The organism is uncultured Paracoccus sp., from assembly GCF_947496875.1.
Classification (GTDB): Bacteria; Pseudomonadota; Alphaproteobacteria; order Rhodobacterales; family Rhodobacteraceae; genus Paracoccus.
Map to the genome: position 1 here is coordinate 85639 of NZ_CANMEH010000001.1, position 15512 is coordinate 101150.

Annotated in this window: 16 protein-coding genes and 1 pseudogene; 5 read left to right on the forward strand and 12 right to left on the reverse strand. The window is 69.1% G+C overall.

The features are described 5' to 3' along the window. The first annotated feature begins 45 nt into the window (after positions 1 to 45). Positions 46 to 1044, forward strand: coding sequence for an asparaginase (locus Q0938_RS00370; protein ID WP_299357971.1), 999 nt, complete (start codon positions 46 to 48; stop codon positions 1042 to 1044). 27 nt (positions 1045 to 1071) lie between these two features. Here the strand turns inward: Q0938_RS00370 and Q0938_RS00375 are convergent, their stop codons facing one another. From Q0938_RS00375 to Q0938_RS00400, 6 genes are all read right to left on the reverse strand, one after another. Further along, a complete protein-coding gene (locus Q0938_RS00375) occupies positions 1072 to 1830 on the reverse strand; it encodes a TSUP family transporter (RefSeq protein WP_299357973.1) in 759 nt (252 codons plus the stop codon). Positions 1831 to 1852: 22 nt separating this feature from the next. Beyond that, on the reverse strand, positions 1853 to 2170 hold the full coding sequence (gene hspQ, locus Q0938_RS00380; RefSeq protein WP_299357974.1) for a heat shock protein HspQ: 318 nt from the start codon (positions 2168 to 2170) through the stop codon (positions 1853 to 1855). A 95-nt stretch (positions 2171 to 2265) separates the two neighbouring features. Then, the gene (locus tag Q0938_RS00385) at positions 2266 to 2733 is read right to left on the reverse strand and encodes a CreA family protein (RefSeq protein ID WP_299357976.1); all 468 of its coding nucleotides are present in this window, start codon (positions 2731 to 2733) and stop codon (positions 2266 to 2268) included. Between the two features lie 83 nt (positions 2734 to 2816). Beyond that, positions 2817 to 3545 (reverse strand): metallophosphoesterase, encoded by a 729-nt coding sequence (locus tag Q0938_RS00390; RefSeq protein WP_299357978.1) that lies wholly within the window; start codon positions 3543 to 3545, stop codon positions 2817 to 2819. 73 nt (positions 3546 to 3618) lie between these two features. Beyond that, positions 3619 to 5211: a phosphoglycerate dehydrogenase gene (gene serA / locus Q0938_RS00395; RefSeq protein WP_299357980.1), complete on the reverse strand. Its 1593-nt coding sequence runs from the start codon at positions 5209 to 5211 to the stop codon at positions 3619 to 3621. Between the two features lie 96 nt (positions 5212 to 5307). Further along, positions 5308 to 6456 carry a phosphoserine transaminase gene (locus Q0938_RS00400; protein WP_299357983.1) on the reverse strand — a complete coding sequence of 383 codons (1149 nt, stop codon included), beginning with the start codon at positions 6454 to 6456 and terminating at the stop codon, positions 5308 to 5310. A 133-nt stretch (positions 6457 to 6589) separates the two neighbouring features. Between Q0938_RS00400 and serB the strand changes: the two genes are divergently transcribed. Then, positions 6590 to 7468 (forward strand): phosphoserine phosphatase SerB, encoded by an 879-nt coding sequence (serB, locus tag Q0938_RS00405; protein ID WP_299357985.1) that lies wholly within the window; start codon positions 6590 to 6592, stop codon positions 7466 to 7468. A 20-nt stretch (positions 7469 to 7488) separates the two neighbouring features. Here serB and Q0938_RS00410 read toward each other — a convergent pair whose 3' ends face one another. The 3 genes from Q0938_RS00410 to Q0938_RS00420 all read right to left on the reverse strand — a co-directional run bounded on the left by Q0938_RS00410 (position 7489) and on the right by Q0938_RS00420 (position 9591). Next, positions 7489 to 8523, reverse strand: a complete 1035-nt coding sequence (locus Q0938_RS00410) for a nitronate monooxygenase (protein WP_299357987.1) — start codon at positions 8521 to 8523, stop codon at positions 7489 to 7491. Between the two features lie 127 nt (positions 8524 to 8650). After that, entirely contained in the window at positions 8651 to 9142 is a 492-nt protein-coding gene (locus Q0938_RS00415) for an ATP-binding protein (RefSeq protein ID WP_299357989.1), read from the reverse strand. Further along, positions 9139 to 9591, reverse strand: coding sequence for an STAS domain-containing protein (locus Q0938_RS00420; RefSeq protein WP_366942716.1), 453 nt, complete (start codon positions 9589 to 9591; stop codon positions 9139 to 9141). The genes Q0938_RS00415 and Q0938_RS00420 overlap by 4 nt, the downstream gene beginning before the upstream one ends. Positions 9592 to 9686: 95 nt before the next feature. On the opposite strand from Q0938_RS00420, the gene Q0938_RS00425 reads away from it, so the two are divergent. Both Q0938_RS00425 and Q0938_RS00430 read left to right on the forward strand, forming a co-directional pair. Next, positions 9687 to 10853: an acetyl-CoA C-acyltransferase gene (locus Q0938_RS00425; RefSeq protein WP_299357992.1), complete on the forward strand. Its 1167-nt coding sequence runs from the start codon at positions 9687 to 9689 to the stop codon at positions 10851 to 10853. A 73-nt stretch (positions 10854 to 10926) separates the two neighbouring features. Continuing rightward, a pseudogene (locus tag Q0938_RS00430) lies at positions 10927 to 11235 on the forward strand (peptidase); the annotation flags it as partial. Between the two features lie 63 nt (positions 11236 to 11298). Here the strand turns inward: Q0938_RS00430 and Q0938_RS00435 are convergent. Beyond that, positions 11299 to 12771 (reverse strand): NAD-dependent succinate-semialdehyde dehydrogenase, encoded by a 1473-nt coding sequence (locus tag Q0938_RS00435; RefSeq protein ID WP_299357994.1) that lies wholly within the window; start codon positions 12769 to 12771, stop codon positions 11299 to 11301. 185 nt (positions 12772 to 12956) lie between these two features. Here Q0938_RS00435 and Q0938_RS00440 point away from each other — a divergent pair, with 185 nt between their 5' ends. Then, positions 12957 to 13622 (forward strand): DUF1236 domain-containing protein, encoded by a 666-nt coding sequence (locus tag Q0938_RS00440; protein WP_299357996.1) that lies wholly within the window; start codon positions 12957 to 12959, stop codon positions 13620 to 13622. 102 nt (positions 13623 to 13724) lie between these two features. Here Q0938_RS00440 and Q0938_RS00445 read toward each other — a convergent pair whose 3' ends face one another. Both Q0938_RS00445 and Q0938_RS00450 read right to left on the reverse strand, forming a co-directional pair. Beyond that, entirely contained in the window at positions 13725 to 14258 is a 534-nt protein-coding gene (locus Q0938_RS00445; RefSeq protein ID WP_299357998.1) for a dihydrofolate reductase family protein, read from the reverse strand. A 98-nt stretch (positions 14259 to 14356) separates the two neighbouring features. Further along, complete coding sequence (locus tag Q0938_RS00450) at positions 14357 to 15334, reverse strand: P1 family peptidase (RefSeq protein WP_299358000.1); 978 nt, start codon at positions 15332 to 15334, stop codon at positions 14357 to 14359. Positions 15335 to 15512 lie beyond the last annotated feature (178 nt).

Genomic DNA, 15512 nt, shown 5'->3' on the forward strand with positions numbered 1-15512 from the left:
AAACCCCGTGCACGGCCAATCGCGCGATTGTCAAAGGAGAATTCGATGCCTGCCCAGGACCTGATCGAGTTGTGGCGAGGTGATCTGCTGGAAAGCCTGCACCGCGGCCATGCCGTCATCTGGGACCGCGGTGGCCTCGTCGCCGCATGGGGTGCTCCGGGCGCGGTGATCTTTCCCCGATCGTCGTGCAAGATGATCCAGGCGCTGCCGCTGCTGGAAAGCGGGGCGGCGGACGCGGCGGGGCTGGGGCCGGAACAGCTGGCGCTCGCCTGCGCGTCGCACAGCGGCGGGGCCATGCATGTCGGGCGGGTGACGGCGTGGCTCGACCGGATCGGCCTGTCCGACGCGGACCTGCGCTGTGGTGCCCACATGCCGCAGGACCGGGCCGAAAATCGCCGGCTGACCTGCTCGGAGACCGCCCCCTGCCAGGCGCACAACAACTGTTCGGGAAAGCACGCGGGGTTCCTGACCCTGAACCGGCACCTGGGCGGCGACGCGGAGTATGTGCGGATCGATCATCCGGTCCAGCAGGCCGTGCGCCGCGCCTTCGAGGAGGTGACGGCCGAGACCTCGGCAGGTCACGGCATCGACGGCTGCTCGGCGCCGAACTTTGCCTGCACCGTCGCCGGGCTGGCCCGGGCGATGGCGGAATTTGCCGCGCCGGGGCCGGGCGTGCGCGGCGAGGCCATGCGACGGCTGGTGGCCGCGATGACGGCGCATCCGGCGCTGGTGGCGGGCGAGACCCGGGCCTGCACCGATCTGATGCGCGCCATGGGCGGCCGGGTGGCCGTCAAGACCGGGGCCGAGGCGGTGTTCGTCGCGATCGCGCCGGACCGCGGGCTTGGCGTCGCGCTGAAGATCGCCGATGGCAGCACCCGCGCGTCCGAGGCCGCGATCACCGCGTTGCTCGTTCATCTGGGCCTGCTGGATGCGGCGCATCCGGTGGTCGGACGACTGCTTACGGCACCGCTGCGCAACTGGCGCGGCATGGCGGTGGCGCAGCTGCGCACGGCTGACGGGTTTCCGGGCCCGCGCATGTGCTGAAACGCGAAACCGTCAGCGGGCCGGGCGCTATGCCATCTGCCACAGCAGCCGCAACGCCAGCGCGGTCGAGGTGACCACCAGCAGCGGCTTGATCAGCCGCGCGCCTTTCCGCACCGCGATCCGTGAGCCGAGCGCGGCACCCAGCATCTGCGCGGGACCCATGATCAGGCCCAGCAGCCACAGCGGCTGCCCGGTCACCGCAAAGGCCGCCAACCCGCCGACGTTGGATGCAAGATTCACCAGCTTGGTGTGGGCCGTGGCGCGCAGGACGCCGTACCCGGCCAGCATCACAAAGGACAGCATGTAGAACGCGCCCGCGCCGGGACCGATCAGCCCGTCGTAGAAGCCGATCGCCGGCACGACGGCCAGGGCGAACAGGGCCGGGGTCATCCGGCGGGCGCGATCGGTGTCGTCGAGGCCGGGGCGCAGCGCAAAGAACGCCGCGATGCCTAGCAGGATCACCGGCAGCACGATCCGCAGCGCCTCGGTCGGCAGGGCGGTGACCAGCACCGCTCCGGCAGCCCCGGCGCCGAACGCGATCAGCGCCAGCCACCCCTGCTGGCGCAGATCGACCAGTCCGCTGCGCGCATAGCTCGCGGCCGCCGTGGCGGCGCCGAAACTCGCCTGGACCTTGTTGGTGGCAAGCGCCTGTTCCGGTGTCGCCCCGGCCAGCATCAGCACCGGCACGGTGATCAGTCCGCCGCCGCCCGCGATGGAATCGACGAATCCGGCAGCCAGGGCCGCGGCGGCAAGCATCGCCACGACATCGGGCGCCAGCGCGATCATGTCGGCAGAATCAAAGGCCGGGTCAGTTCAGCCCGTGCAGCGCATAGCGGCCATCCTCGAAATCGCCGAACTGCTCGGTCAACTCGGGATGTTCCAGGGGCTCGCCCGATGGGTCGGGGACCAGGTTCTGCTCCGAGACATAGGCGACGTAATAAGTTGCCTCGGTTTCGGCATAGAGATGGTAGAACGGCTGATCCCGCGAGGGACGCACATCTTCGGGAATGGACTGGTACCATTCCTCGGTGTTGGCGAATTCCGGGTCGACGTCGAACACCACGCCCCGAAAGGGGTGCTTGCGATGCCGAACCACCTGTCCGATGTTGTATTTTGCCGTTCTCATCGTACCGGCCCCGTCATGTCGTGGATTCCGCGATCCTACTATCCGCGGGCCTTGATGTCCACCAGCGCGGCCCGCAGACAGGGTAAACCGGTTCGTCATGGGCGACCGCCCGCCGGCGCTGCCGCACCGATCGGGACGGCCGACATGGCCATCTTGGCAGAGCCCTGCGTGAACTCTCGGGAATGGACGAGATAGATCAGGACGGCGTTTTCCGCGTCCAGGATCCGCGTGACCTTCAGCGCCTTGAAGATCAGCGCCCGGCCTTCGGAAAACACCTCCTCGCCATCGGCGCCGCGGTCGATATCCCCCAGGGTGATCGGGCCGGTCTGGCTGCACTCGATGGCGCTGTTCGACGGATCCTCGAACCAGTTGCCCTGGCTGAGCCGGTCGAGCATCGAGCGCGAGAAATAGGCGACATGGCAGGTAACGCCCTGCACCTCGGGATCGGCGATGGATTCGATCACCACGTCGTTGCCGACCCAGTCGACCCCGATTCGTCCGATCTCTTCGGCCTGCGCCGCGACGGGGAAGAGCGCCAGCAGCGCGACCATCAGTCGTGTCATCTTCGGGTTCCTTTTCTCCGCTGGACAGGGGGATCTGTCGCGCCGGGCGGGCGACATGGACAAGGGTCCGGGCGCCGATCGGATCACGGTCCCGGCTGCAGCAGCCGGGGCCCCGAGTCCGTCAGCAGCCAGACCCCATCCGAATCCAGTCGAACCACGCTCAGCGGGCCGCCATGCGCTGCGCCCGTGTCAATGTTCAGACGGTTGCCGTGATGCTCCGGGGCGTCGACGGGGGTATGGCCGTGAACGACCAGCACGCCATGATCGCGGGCGTCGCCCAGGAAGGGCTTGCGCATCCACAGCAGATCATCCTCGGTCTGCGCGCCCAGGTCGATACCGGGCCGGATCCCCGCATGGACGAACAGCGCCAGCGGGGTCAGGTGCCAGGGGGGCAGTCCGTCCAGCCAGCGGGAGTGGTCGGCCGGGATCTTCTGCAGCGCCTCGGCATGGACCTCGGCCAGGGGACGACTCTCTCCCTCCGCGATGCCATAGGACAGCAGCGTGGCGCCGGCCCCGGCGTCGCGGCGGGGCCATGGGCCGGCGTCGGACGCCCGTGGATCGATCCAGCCGGGATCGCGGAGAAAGTTGGGCAGCGCCCGGTCGTGGTTGCCCTTGATAACCCGCCAGTCACGCCCGGCGGCCTGACCGTCCATCAGGAACCCGATCACCCCCGCGCTGTCCGGACCACGATCGATCAGGTCGCCGACATGCACCACCGGAGATGTCTCCCCGCCATCGGCAGCGACAAGGTCGTGTGCCGTCCGCAACAGCGCCAGATGCCCGTGAACGTCGCCGATCGCGTAGATGCGCATCGCAGCTGCCCTGAAGACTGGACCCCGGCCCGTGATCGGGCCGGGGTGAGGGTTGATCGGGTCGCGTCGCCGCTCACGCGTCGAAATGCAGCGCCCGGACCTGCTCGAACTTGCCGGTCTGCAGCAGCGCCTCGCGCACCTCGTTGCGCAGCGGCTCGTCAAGGTAGGTGATGGCGATCGCGTCGCCACCCCCGGCGGTGCGGCCCAGGGTAAAGTTCGCCATGTTGACGCCCATGTCGCCCAGCGTGGCACCGAGCGTGCCGATCACCCCCGGCACGTCGCGGTTGCGGGTGTACATCATGTGCTCGCCGATCTCGGCATCGACGTTGATGCCGCGGATCTGGATGAAGCGGGGCTTGCCGTCGCTGAACACGGTTCCCGCGATCGAGCGCTCGCGGTTGCCGGAGACCATCGTCACCTTGATGTAGCCGTCATACACGCCGGACTTGTCCTGGGTGGTCGTGGCGATCTGGATGCCGCGGTCCTTCGCGACGACCGGCGCCGACACCATGTTCACGTCGGGAATGGCGACCTTCATGACCCCCGCGATCACCGACGCGTTCAGGGCGTTCAGGTTCATTTCCGCGGCAACGCCGTCATACAGGATGTTGATCGCCTTGATCGGCTCGTCGGTCATCTGCCCGACAAAGCTGCCGAGATGGCCCGCGAGCTTGATCCACGGACCCATGAGCGCCGCTTCCTCGGCGGTGACCGAGGGCATGTTCAGCGCGTTCTGCACCGCCCCGGTCAGCAGATAGTCCGACATCTGCTCGGCCACCTGCAGGGCGACGTTCTCCTGCGCCTCGGCGGTGGACGCGCCGAGATGCGGCGTCACCACAACGTTGGGCAGGTTGAACAGCGGGCTTTCGGTCGCGGGTTCGGTGGCGAACACGTCCAGCGCCGCACCCGCGACGTGGCCCGACTTCAGCAGGTCGGCCAGTGCGGCCTCATCGATCAGGCCGCCGCGGGCGGCGTTGATGATGCGCACGCCCTTCTTGGTCTTGGCCAGGTTCTCGGCCGAGAGGATGTTGCGGGTCTTGTCGGTCAGCGGCACGTGAAGGGTGATGAAGTCCGCGCGCTTCAGCAACTCGTCCATCTCGACCTTAGTCACGCCCATCTCGCGGGCCCGGTCCTCGGACAGGAACGGGTCATAGGCCAGGACCTTCATCTTCAGCCCCAGCGCCCGGTCGGCCACGATGCTGCCGATATTACCGGCGCCGATCAGGCCCAGCGTCTTGTTGAAGACCTCGGTCCCCATGAAGCGGTTCTTTTCCCACTTGCCCGCATGGGTCGAGGCGCTGGCCTCGGGCAGCTGCCGGGCCACCGCAAACATCAGGGCGATGGCGTGCTCGGCGGTGGTCACGCTGTTGCCGAACGGCGTGTTCATGACGATCACGCCCTTTTTAGACGCCGCGGGGATGTCGACATTGTCGACCCCGATCCCGGCGCGGGCGATCACCTTCAGCCGCGTCGCCTTGTCCAGCAGCTTGTCGGTGACCTTGGTGGCCGACCGGATCGCCAGCCCGTCATAGTCGCCGATGATCTCGGCCAGCCTGTCCTTGTCCTTGCCCAGATCGGGCATGTAGTCGACGTCGACGCCGCGATCGCGAAAGATCTGGACGGCGGTTTCGCTCAGCGCGTCGGAAACCAGAACCTTGGGTGCCATGTGCTTGCTCCTTGCGGCAGGGCGCATCCGGCGCTCGCCTGCCTTGTCGTCTGTTTGGAAGTGTCGTGGGGAACGGGGGCGGGCCGTTGCGGCCCGTCACCCCTGCGCGGCGAGTTCCGCGGTGAACGCCCATTCGATCCACGGCATCAGCGCCGCGACGTCCGCCGTCTCGACCGTCGATCCGCACCAGATCCGCAGCCCGGGCGGCGCGTCGCGATAGGCGCCGATATCCAGCCCCACGCCTTCCTTTTCCAGCCGCTTGGCGACCGCCTTGGCGAAGGCGGCGCCGTCCCTGATCCGGTCGTCCGTGAACTGCAGGCAGACCGAGGTGGTGGACGCCGTCGCGGGGTCCTGCGCGAGGTTCGCGATCCACGGACGGTCGGCGCAGAAATCCCACACGACCCGGGCGTTCGCGTCGGCACGCGCGATCAGCCCGCGCAGCCCGCCCACGGATTTCGCCCAGTCCAGCGCGACAAGGTAGTCCTCGACGCACAGCATCGACGGGGTGTTGATCGTCTCGCCCCTGAAGATGCCCTCGATCAGCTTGCCGCCCTTGGTCAGGCGGAAGATCTTGGGCAGCGGACGGTCGGGGGTGAAGCTTTCCAGCCGTTCGACCGCGCGCGGGGACAGGATCAGCACGCCGTGCGCGCCCTCGCCACCCAGAACCTTCTGCCAGCTGAAGGTCACCACATCCAGCTTGTCCCAGGGGAGGTCCATGGCGAACGCCGCGCTGGTGGCGTCGCAGATGGTCAGCCCCTCGCGGTCGGCCGGGATCGCATCGCCGTTCGGCACCCGCACGCCGCTGGTGGTGCCGTTCCAGGTGAACACGACGTCGCGGTCGAAATCGACCTGCGCGAAGTCCACGATCTGGCCGTAATCGGCCTTGCGCACCGTCGCATCCAGCTTCAGCTGCTTGACCGCGTCGGTGACCCAGCCCTCGCCGAACGATTCCCACGCCAGCATCTCGACCGGGCGCGCCCCGAGCATGGTCCACATCGCCATCTCGACGGCGCCGGTGTCTGACCCGGGCACGATGCCGATGCGGTAATCGGCCGGAACCTCCAGCACCTCGCGCGTCAGGTCGATCGCCTGCGCCAGCTTGGCCTTGCCGATGGCGGCGCGGTGCGACCGGCCCAAGGGGGCGTCGGCGAGCATGTCGAGCGAGAAGGCGGGAATCTTGGCACAGGGGCCAGACGAGAAACGCGGATTGGCCGGCCGCGTTGCCGGGGTCGTCGTGTCGAGCATGGTTAGCCTTCCAGCTAAAAAGCCCCTCGTTGGGGAGGGGTGTCCCGCTGCCGGACATACGCGCCGCGAGCGACTGGCGCAAGGCGGGAAATCCGCCTAGTCGGGGTCCCGTGCCGTCAGACGGAGGATCAGGATGTACACGGTCGTCATGCTTGCCGCCCCCCACCGGGCCGACCTGACCGACGCGGCGGTGACCACGCTCAAGTCGCGCTGGGATGGCGGGCACGCGCTGTGGCTGTCCTATGGTGTCGCGGCCGAGTTTCCGGTGGCCGACATGCCGTCCGATTTCGATGCGATCTCGGCCGACTGGCGGGCCGCCGGGCGTGACCTGGCGATCGTGCCCGTAGCCGGCCGGCGCAAGGCGCTGCTGCTGGCGGACATGGATTCGACCATGATCGAACAGGAATGCCTGGACGAACTGGCCGCGGTGGCCGGGTTCGGCGACCGGGTCGCGGCGATCACTGCCCGCGCGATGAACGGCGAACTGGATTTCGAGACGTCGCTGGTCGAGCGGGTCGCCCTGCTCGAGGGCCTCCCCGAGACGGTCATCGGGGACGTGCTGACCAGCCGGATCACGCTGGCCCCCGGCGGTCGCACCCTCGTCGCGACGATGCGGGCGCAGGGGGCGTGGTCGGTTCTGGTGTCCGGCGGATTCACAGATTTCACCGGTCCCGTCGCCCAGCGGATCGGCTTCGACGAACAGCGGGCAAATGTGCTGATCGGCCAGGACGGGCGGCTGACGGGCCGGGTCGGTCTGCCGATCCTCGGCCGCGAGGCCAAGGTGCAGGCGCTGGACGAGGTGACGGCCGCCCGCGGCCTGACCGCCGCGGACGTGATCGCGGTGGGCGACGGCGCGAACGATCTGGGCATGCTGCATCGTGCCGGGCTGGGGGTGGCACTGCACGCCAAGCCCGTCGTCGCGGCACAGGCACCGGTGCGGATCGACCACGGCGACCTGACCGCGCTTCTCTATCTGCAGGGTTATGGCGACGACGAGTTCGTGCGGGTCTGACCTGTCGCGACGACCCGCTGTCAGCGCGTCGGGGGTCGGGGCGTCAGGGCCGCGACGGTGTCTGCCGCCGGCCTGGCCACCGCCTGCGCGGCACCGGTCCCCGCCCACTGTGCGCCGTACCCCGTCTCGCCGGCCGCCAGCGCCGCCGCGTTCAGCGCCTTGGCCGCGTCATACGCCACCGGATAGTCGGGTGCGGCCGCGTCGTCGATCGCGGTGAGCAGGTTCGAGATCGAGCGTGCCGGCCGGCCCGAGATGGCCCGCGTCATCGTCGTTTCGCCGCGCGACAGGGCAGCGCGATGCGCGGCCGTGGTCGCCGCCTCGGGGGCCCGCAGGAAGGCCGTGCCGCACTGCACGGCGACGGCGCCCGCGGCCAGCGCGTCCCGTGTGTCAGTGGCCCGCATGATCGCGCCCGCGGCGACCACCGGGATCGGCAGGCCGCGCAGCGACGCCAACAGGTCCGGCAGCGCCAGCCGCGCGTCGGCCCCAGCGGGGTCGAACAGGCCGCGATGGCCGCCCGCCTCCCACCCCTGGGCGATCACCAGGTCGAGGCCGGCCGCCACGATCGCTTGCGCCTCTGCCGCCGACGTTACGGTCGCACCCAATACCGCCCCGGCGTCCCGCAACGCCTGCAGCCGCGCCGCGTCGGGAAGGCCGAAATGAAAGCTGACGAGGGCGGGCCGGGCGGCGCACAGCACCCGCAGCATCGCATCGTCGGTCAGAAAGCTCGGATAGATCTCCGTCAGGCGAGGCGGCGGCGATGCCCCGTATGCGGCAAAGCGGGGCGCCAGCATGTTCAGCCAGGATGCCTCAACCCCCGGATCACGGTGGGCGGGCGCGTGGCAGAACAGGTTCACGCCAAAGGGCCTGTCAGTCAGCCCGCGTGTCTGCCCGATTGCTGCCGCGGCCTCTGTCGCGTTCATGGCGCCCAGGCCGAGCGACCCGAGCCCGCCTGCGTTGCTGACCGCGGCGGCGAGAGCGGGCGTGGACACACCCGCCATAGGCGCCTGGATCACCGGCCGGTCCAGCGTGATCGATGCGAGTCGAATGGGGGACATCTGCCTGGTTCCGATCATGTGGCTGCGACCCGCGGCACCCAAGCCGATCGGACCGGCGGCGCGGATGGTCAGCCTAGGAGCCGGGTGGCGGGGCAGCAAGGGCCGGGTATGTTCCGGCCCGCCGGGTTCACGCCTCGTGCTCGGTCGTGGGGATGTTGAAGGCCAGCAGGTTGCGCTGGTCCTCGCGGAAATAGGCGAGCGACTGGGTCAGCCCGTGGATGATCAGCCACCCGAACCCGCCTTCGGGCAGCGGCTGGTCAGGGGCACGGACCGGCGGAGCTTTCCCGATCAGCAAGGGCGGCGGCAGCCGCACCCCGTCGTCGGTAATTGCGCAGGCCACGCCGTTGCGGTGACAGGCTGCGGACAGGTGGATGCGTCGCGGCTCGGGCATCTGGTCGGTCGGCGGGCCGCCATGCAGGACGATGTTGTTCATCACCTCGGCCAGCACCAGTTCCAGCCGGCCCAGCACGTCGGGATGGACATGCGGGGCCAGCCGGGCGTTCAGGTCGGTCAGGGTATCGCGCACCGCCATCTGCTCGGCGGGAAGGATGCGGTTGAACAGCGGCAGCACCGGATCGGGCTGCCTGACCCGCCCCGAGACGAGCGGCGGCTGGGTCATCCCGCCCCGCCCCCGGCCGCACGGGAGGCAGGCTCTGCCACATCCGTGGGTCGCGCACCTGTCGCCGGGGCTTGCGATCCCTGCGGGCGCGATCTTCCGCCGACAGGGGCCGGGGCGGATGTGGCGGTCGCGTCGTCCGCGGCGGCGTCGCGGATGGTGAACACGCTGTCCATGCGGGTCAGCCGAAATACGCGCAGGACGTTGGGTGTCAGCCCTGAAAGCTGCATCTGCTGGCCGTCCGGCAGGGTCTTGTGCAGCGCGATCAATGCGCCGAGGCCCGAGCTGTCCATGAACGCCACCCGCGTCATGTCGACCAGGATCACCGGCGCTGCCTTGGCCGCAACCTCGCGCATGCGATCCTTGAACGGCAGCGCCATGGCGGCGTCCAGTCGCGGTTCCTCGATCCGGACCGTGGTGCAGTCGGTCCCCCAGTCGATGGTCAGGTTCATCGGCGTCCCCGTCAGCCAGATCCGGTCTTGCACCGGCCTAGCCGAAAATCGTTACCATAGGCTGAACACCCGCCGACCCCTAGAGGAGCCTCGCGATGACCGAAGTCTACATCCGTTCCGCCGTTCGCACCCCGATGGGCGGGCTGCAGGGCGCGCTGGCGGGCTGCACCGCAGCAGAGCTGGGCAGCGCGGCGATCGCGGCCGCCGTTGGGCAGGCGGGGATTGCCGGGGATACCGTGGCTCAGGTGCTGATGGGCTGCGTGCTGCCCGCAGGGCAGGGCCAGGCCCCCGCCCGACAGGCGGCGCTGGGCGCTGGTCTGCCGGACACGGTGCCCTGCGTGACGCTGAACAAGATGTGCGGGTCGGGGATGCAGGCGCTGATGATGGCGGCGGATGCGATCCGGGCGGGGTCGGCCGACATCATCGTGGCGGGCGGGATGGAAAGCATGACGAACGCCCCGTACCTGCTGCCGAAGATGCGCAGCGGCGCGCGGCTGGGCCATGGGCAGGTCCTTGACCACATGTTCCTCGACGGGCTGGAGGACGCCTATGACAAGGGGCGGCTGATGGGCACCTTTGCCGAGGATTGCGCCGGCACGTTCGGGTTCACCCGCGCGGCACAGGATGACTATGCCCTGCGCTCGCTAGCCCGGGCGCAGCAGGCGATCGCCGAGGGATGGTTCGCCGACGAGATCGTGCCCGTCACCGTGCCGGGCCGCGGCGGCAGCAGCGTGGTCGACACGGACGAGCAGCCGGGCAATGCGCGGCCCGACAAGATACCGCAGCTGAAACCGGCGTTCCGCCGCGACGGCACCGTGACGGCGGCCAATTCTTCATCGATCTCGGACGGGGCCGCGGCGCTGGTCGTCGGCACCGAGGGGGGTGCCGGGGCGCTGGCGCGGATCGTCGGCTATGCCGGCCACGCCCAGGCTCCGGCCGATTTCCCGACCGCCCCGGTTCCTGCGGCCGAAAAGCTGCTGGCGCGGATCGGCTGGCAGGCGTCCGACGTCGATCTGTGGGAAGTGAACGAGGCGTTTGCCGTCGTGCCGATGGCGTTCATGCAGCGCATGGGCCTCTCTGCCGACATCGTGAACATCCATGGCGGGGCCTGCGCCCTGGGACATCCGATCGGTGCCTCGGGCGCCCGGATCGTCGTCACGCTGCTCAACGCACTGCAAAGACGGGGCTTGCGCCGCGGCGTGGCCGCGATCTGCATCGGCGGCGGCGAGGGAACCGCCATCGCCGTCGAGCGACTGGACTGAGGTCGCAAGAACCTACGCATCCTTACGTCGCCCGAATCACTGGCGCTGCCTAGCCCGCCGCACCGGCAACGACACGTTGTTGGGCGGGGCTGGCAACGACCAGCTTGTCGGGGGTCCGGGCTACGACGTGATGCGCGGCGACGCCGGCGCGGACATGTTCGTGTTTCGCACCGACGAAGGCGGCCGTGTCCTGGATTTCCAGGACGACGTCGACAGCGTCGAGCTGCGCCGGGGACCGGGCTACGAGACGGCGACCGCCGCGTCGGTTCTGGCGGATGCCGAGAACACGGCCGGCGGCGCCCGGTTCAGCTTTGGCAGCACCGTCATCCTGATCACCGGCGCGACCATCGCGTCGCTGCACGACGACCTGATCCTGGCGTAAGCGGTCGTCAGGCGAGGATCGGATGGCCGGCGGGTGCCGGCCGTCCGTCCGGAGCCGTGCCGGTCAGATCGACAGGCAGACGTATTTCAGTTCCAGGTAGTCGTCGATCCCGTGCCGCGACCCTTCGCGTCCCAGGCCGGACTGCTTGACGCCCCCGAAGGGTGCCACCTCGGTCGAGATGATGCCGGTGTTCACGCCCACGATGCCGTATTCCAGCGCCTCCTGCACCCGGGTGATGCGGCCGATGTCGCGGGCATAGAAATACGACGCCAGGCCGAAGATCGTGGCGTTGGCCTTTTCGATCACCTCTTCCTCACTGTCGAACCGGAACAGCGGGGCGAGCGGGCCAAAGGTCTCCTCGCGCGCCACCTTCATGTCGTCGCGCACCCCGGTCACCACGGTCGGCTTGAAGAACAGCCCCTCCAGCCGCTCGCCCCCCGTGACGACAGAGCCGCCGCCCTGCAGCACGTCGGCGATATGTTCCTCGACCTTGTCGACCGCGTCCTGGTTGATCAGGGGACCGGTGGTCACCCCCTCGTTCAACCCGTCGCCGACCTGCAGCTTGTCCACCGCCGCCGCCAGCCGCTTCGCGAACTCGTCATAGACGCCCGCCTGCACATAGATCCGGTTGGCGCAGACGCAGGTCTGGCCGTTGTTGCGGAACTTGCTGGCCATCGCGCCCTCGACCGCCGCATCCAGATCGGCATCGTCGAAGACGATGAAGGGCGCGTTGCCGCCCAGTTCCATCGAGCATTTCATCACCTGGTCCGCCGCCTGGCGCAGCAGGATGCGACCGACCTCGGTCGAGCCGGTGAAGGTCAGCTTGCGGACCTTGGGGTTCTGGCAGAATTCCTTGCCGATGTCGGACGACCGGCTGGATGTGACGACGCTGAAGATGCCCCTGGGCAGTCCGGCCCGTTCGCCCAGCACCGCCATCGCCAGGGCGGACAGCGGCGTTTCCGCCGCCGGGCGCGCGACCATGCCGCAGCCCACCGCGAGGGCCGGTCCGACCTTGCGGGCGATCATGGCGTTGGGAAAGTTCCAGGGCGTGATCGAGGCGCAGACCCCGATCGGCTGGCGCAGCACGGTCAGGCGCTTGTCCGGCTGGTGGCCGGGAATGGTCTCGCCATAGACGCGCTTGGCCTCTTCCCCGAACCATTCGATGAAGCTGGCGCCATAGGCGATCTCGCCCTTGGCCTCGGGCAGGGGCTTGCCCATTTCCGCGGTCAGGATGCGGGCCAGATCGTCCTGGTTCTCCATCATCAGGTCGAACCACCTGCGCAGGATCTGGGCGCGGTCCTTGGCGGTGCGGGCGGCCCAGTCCTTCATCGCCTCGGCCGCGGCATCGATCGCGCGGGCGACCTCGGCCCGGCCCAGATCGGCGATCTTGGCGATGACATCGCCGCGGGCAGGGTTGCGGACGTCGAACGTCGCGCCGTCATCGGCATCGATCCATTCGCCAGCGACATAGGCACGGGTCTCCAGCAGGGACGGATCGCGCAGGAGGGTCTGCAGATCGGTTGAATGGGCGGTCATGGCTGTTCTCCGGATTGCAGGATCGGCCAAGCTGACCACCAGCGAAGCGGCTTGTCCAGCAATCGGTCCCACGGTCCCGTTTGCGGCCGTTCACTCCATTTGTACGTATTTGTGACCGAACCGCCCGCGTGCAATCGGGTTGTTGCAGCAGAGCCGCCGAGCGGCCAGACATGAGGAAGATAGCTATGCGCAAACTGCTTGCGACAACTGTTCTTGCAACCACCGTCATCGCCGGCGCCGCCTCGGCCCAGACGATGGCGACCGCGGCGACCGACCTGAACATCCGGTCGGGTCCGGGTGCGATGCACGAGGTCACCGGCGTGATCACCAGCGGCGACGAGGTTTCGGTCACCGGCTGCATCGAATCGGCCAACTGGTGCGAGATCACCTATGGGGACAAGGCCGGCTGGGCCTATGGCGACTATCTGACCACCAAGGTGGGTGACGAGATCCAGCCGCTGTACCCGAACCGCCAGACCATCGGCGTAACGGTTATCGAGCCGCCGCCTGAATCCGAGGTCAAGCAGGCCACGGACACGGCCGTGGGCGGTGCCACCGGTGCCGCCATGGGCGCGCTGATCGGCGGTCCGGTCGGGGCCGTGGTGGGCGCCGCGATCGGCGGCGCCGCGGGTTCGGTGGCCGAGCCCGCCCCCGAGGTGCAGACCTACATCACCGAGAACCCGCAGGATCCCGTCTATCTGGAAGGCGAGGTCGTCATCGGCGCGGGCGTCCCGGACACCGTCACGCTCTACGACATCCCGGATCAGCCCGACTACAAATACGTGACGATCAACGGCCAGCCGGTTCTGGTGAACCCGGCCGATCGCAAGATCGTCTACATCTACCGCTGAGCCAGTCTCGGTTGATCTGAAGGGGCGGGGCAGGAGTGTCCTGCCCCGTTCGCGTTCTCGACCTTGCAGCAGCAGCGTCGCAACGCCCGCCCCGGGGCCGCACTATGAGGCCGGAACGTAGGACAGCCTGATCACCGCGTCGCCGATCCGGTCGGTGGCGACAAGCCGCAGCGGCGGACGGGGGCCCGCGAAGAACGGCTTGCCGCGGCCCAGCACGACCGGGTGGAAATAGAGCCGATAGACGTCGATCAGACCGAGGTCCGACAGGCTGCCCGCCAAGGCTGGTCCGGCCACGTCGATCTCGCCGTCCAGGCACGACTTGAGGCCCCGAATCTCTGCCTCGATGTCGTCCGAGACGAGCGTGGCGTTTGGGCCGACCGACCGCAGGGATCGGGATACGACCCATTTCGGCTGCCGCCGCCACGCCGTCGCGAAGTCGCGCTCCTCTGCGGTCCACTCCGGATGATCCTCGTCCCAGTAGCGCATCACCTCATAGATGCGGCGACCGTAGATGCTGCCGGTCAGGCCGCGCACCTGCTCGATCCAGTGACGGAACAGCACCGGATCCGGCGCGAACCTTTCATGATCGACATAGCCGTCCAGCGAGAGGTTCATCCCGAATACGAACGTCGCCATGGTGCGAATGCTCCATCCTCGTGCCCCAGCATATCGCGCGGTATGGCCGGGCGGAAGTTCGGCTGGCGTCACGCCCCGTCCGCGCTTCGGGCCGGGACTCAGCGGCCCTGCGGGTTGGCCCAGCAGGGCTGCAGATCGCCTGCTGCCGGCGTGGCCGCGTGCACCGCGCGCGCAACCGAACGCGCCAGCACGCACGCGGCGGCGTGGCCCAGAAGGAAGCCGTCCGCCGGCGCCCCGGCGCCGGTCGAAACGGCAAAGACCAGGTCCCCGTCGAACGGCGTGTGGGACGGCACGATCGCGCGGGCCAGACCGTCATGCGCGGCGGTGGCCAGCCGCGTCAGCGCGGCCTTGTCCAGCGCGGCGTCGGTGGCGATGATGGCGATCGTCGTGGCCTCGCCCTGCCGTTTTTCCGGACGCGGTTCGTGATCCGGGTGAAACGGACCGTTCAGGCCGAGGCCGCCGAACTCGGCCTGCAGTTCCCATGGCGCCGCCCAGAACTGGCCGGACGGCGCGGTCACGGATCCCAACGCGTTCACAGCCACCAGCGCCCCCACCACGGCACCGCTGTCCAGCACCGCCGAGGCCGAGCCCAGGCCGCCTTTCCAGCGCGCGGTCATCGCGCCGGTTCCCGCGCCGACGCTGCCCAGGGCGAAGCGCTCGGCTGCCGCGGCAAGCGCTTGCCGCCCCAGCGCCGGATAGGGATTGTCGTCCCAGTCCTTGGTCCCGCCATTCAGCAGGTCGAACAGGATTGCCCCCGGCACGATCGGGACCCGCGCCGGTCCGACCGCAAAGCCGCGTCCGGCGGCGCGCAGCCCGGCCATGACCCCGTCACAGGCCGCCAGGCCGAATGCCGATCCGCCGGACAGGACCAGCGCATCGACCGCCTGCACCAGCTTGTCGGGACCCAGCAGGTCGGTCTCGCGGGTGCCCGGGGCGCCGCCCATGATGTGCACGCCGGCCGCGAAGGGCGCGTCGCCGGTCAACACCGTGACGCCCGATTTCAGCACCGGATCACTGGCGTGGCCGACTCGCAAGCCGTGCACGTCGGTGATCCGGTTCAGTGGCCCCGGCCGCATCGCGCCCTCCCATGATCCGCCGCCCGGCTGTGCGGTTCGCCCGTTGGCACCGCCCGGCGCCAGCGTCCCTGGCAGCGGAAGGAACCGGTTAATCAATGTCAAGCGCGTGAACCCGGGCCCGCTTCCGGGATTGCCCCTGTGCCCGCAGCGCAACGGCTGCGGTTGCACGGGATCAGAC

Coding starts and splice junctions, on each gene's coding strand:
- Q0938_RS00370 (WP_299357971.1), top strand. CDS start 46: ATGCCTGCCCAGGACCTGATCGAGTTGTGGCGAGGTGATCTGCTGGAA.
- Q0938_RS00375 (WP_299357973.1), bottom strand. CDS start 1,830: ATGATCGCGCTGGCGCCCGATGTCGTGGCGATGCTTGCCGCCGCGGCC.
- hspQ (WP_299357974.1), bottom strand. CDS start 2,170: ATGAGAACGGCAAAATACAACATCGGACAGGTGGTTCGGCATCGCAAG.
- Q0938_RS00385 (WP_299357976.1), bottom strand. CDS start 2,733: ATGACACGACTGATGGTCGCGCTGCTGGCGCTCTTCCCCGTCGCGGCG.
- Q0938_RS00390 (WP_299357978.1), bottom strand. CDS start 3,545: ATGCGCATCTACGCGATCGGCGACGTTCACGGGCATCTGGCGCTGTTG.
- serA (WP_299357980.1), bottom strand. CDS start 5,211: ATGGCACCCAAGGTTCTGGTTTCCGACGCGCTGAGCGAAACCGCCGTC.
- Q0938_RS00400 (WP_299357983.1), bottom strand. CDS start 6,456: ATGCTCGACACGACGACCCCGGCAACGCGGCCGGCCAATCCGCGTTTC.
- serB (WP_299357985.1), top strand. CDS start 6,590: ATGTACACGGTCGTCATGCTTGCCGCCCCCCACCGGGCCGACCTGACC.
- Q0938_RS00410 (WP_299357987.1), bottom strand. CDS start 8,523: ATGTCCCCCATTCGACTCGCATCGATCACGCTGGACCGGCCGGTGATC.
- Q0938_RS00415 (WP_299357989.1), bottom strand. CDS start 9,142: ATGACCCAGCCGCCGCTCGTCTCGGGGCGGGTCAGGCAGCCCGATCCG.
- Q0938_RS00420 (WP_366942716.1), bottom strand. CDS start 9,591: ATGAACCTGACCATCGACTGGGGGACCGACTGCACCACGGTCCGGATC.
- Q0938_RS00425 (WP_299357992.1), top strand. CDS start 9,687: ATGACCGAAGTCTACATCCGTTCCGCCGTTCGCACCCCGATGGGCGGG.
- Q0938_RS00435 (WP_299357994.1), bottom strand. CDS start 12,771: ATGACCGCCCATTCAACCGATCTGCAGACCCTCCTGCGCGATCCGTCC.
- Q0938_RS00440 (WP_299357996.1), top strand. CDS start 12,957: ATGCGCAAACTGCTTGCGACAACTGTTCTTGCAACCACCGTCATCGCC.
- Q0938_RS00445 (WP_299357998.1), bottom strand. CDS start 14,258: ATGGCGACGTTCGTATTCGGGATGAACCTCTCGCTGGACGGCTATGTC.
- Q0938_RS00450 (WP_299358000.1), bottom strand. CDS start 15,334: ATGCGGCCGGGGCCACTGAACCGGATCACCGACGTGCACGGCTTGCGA.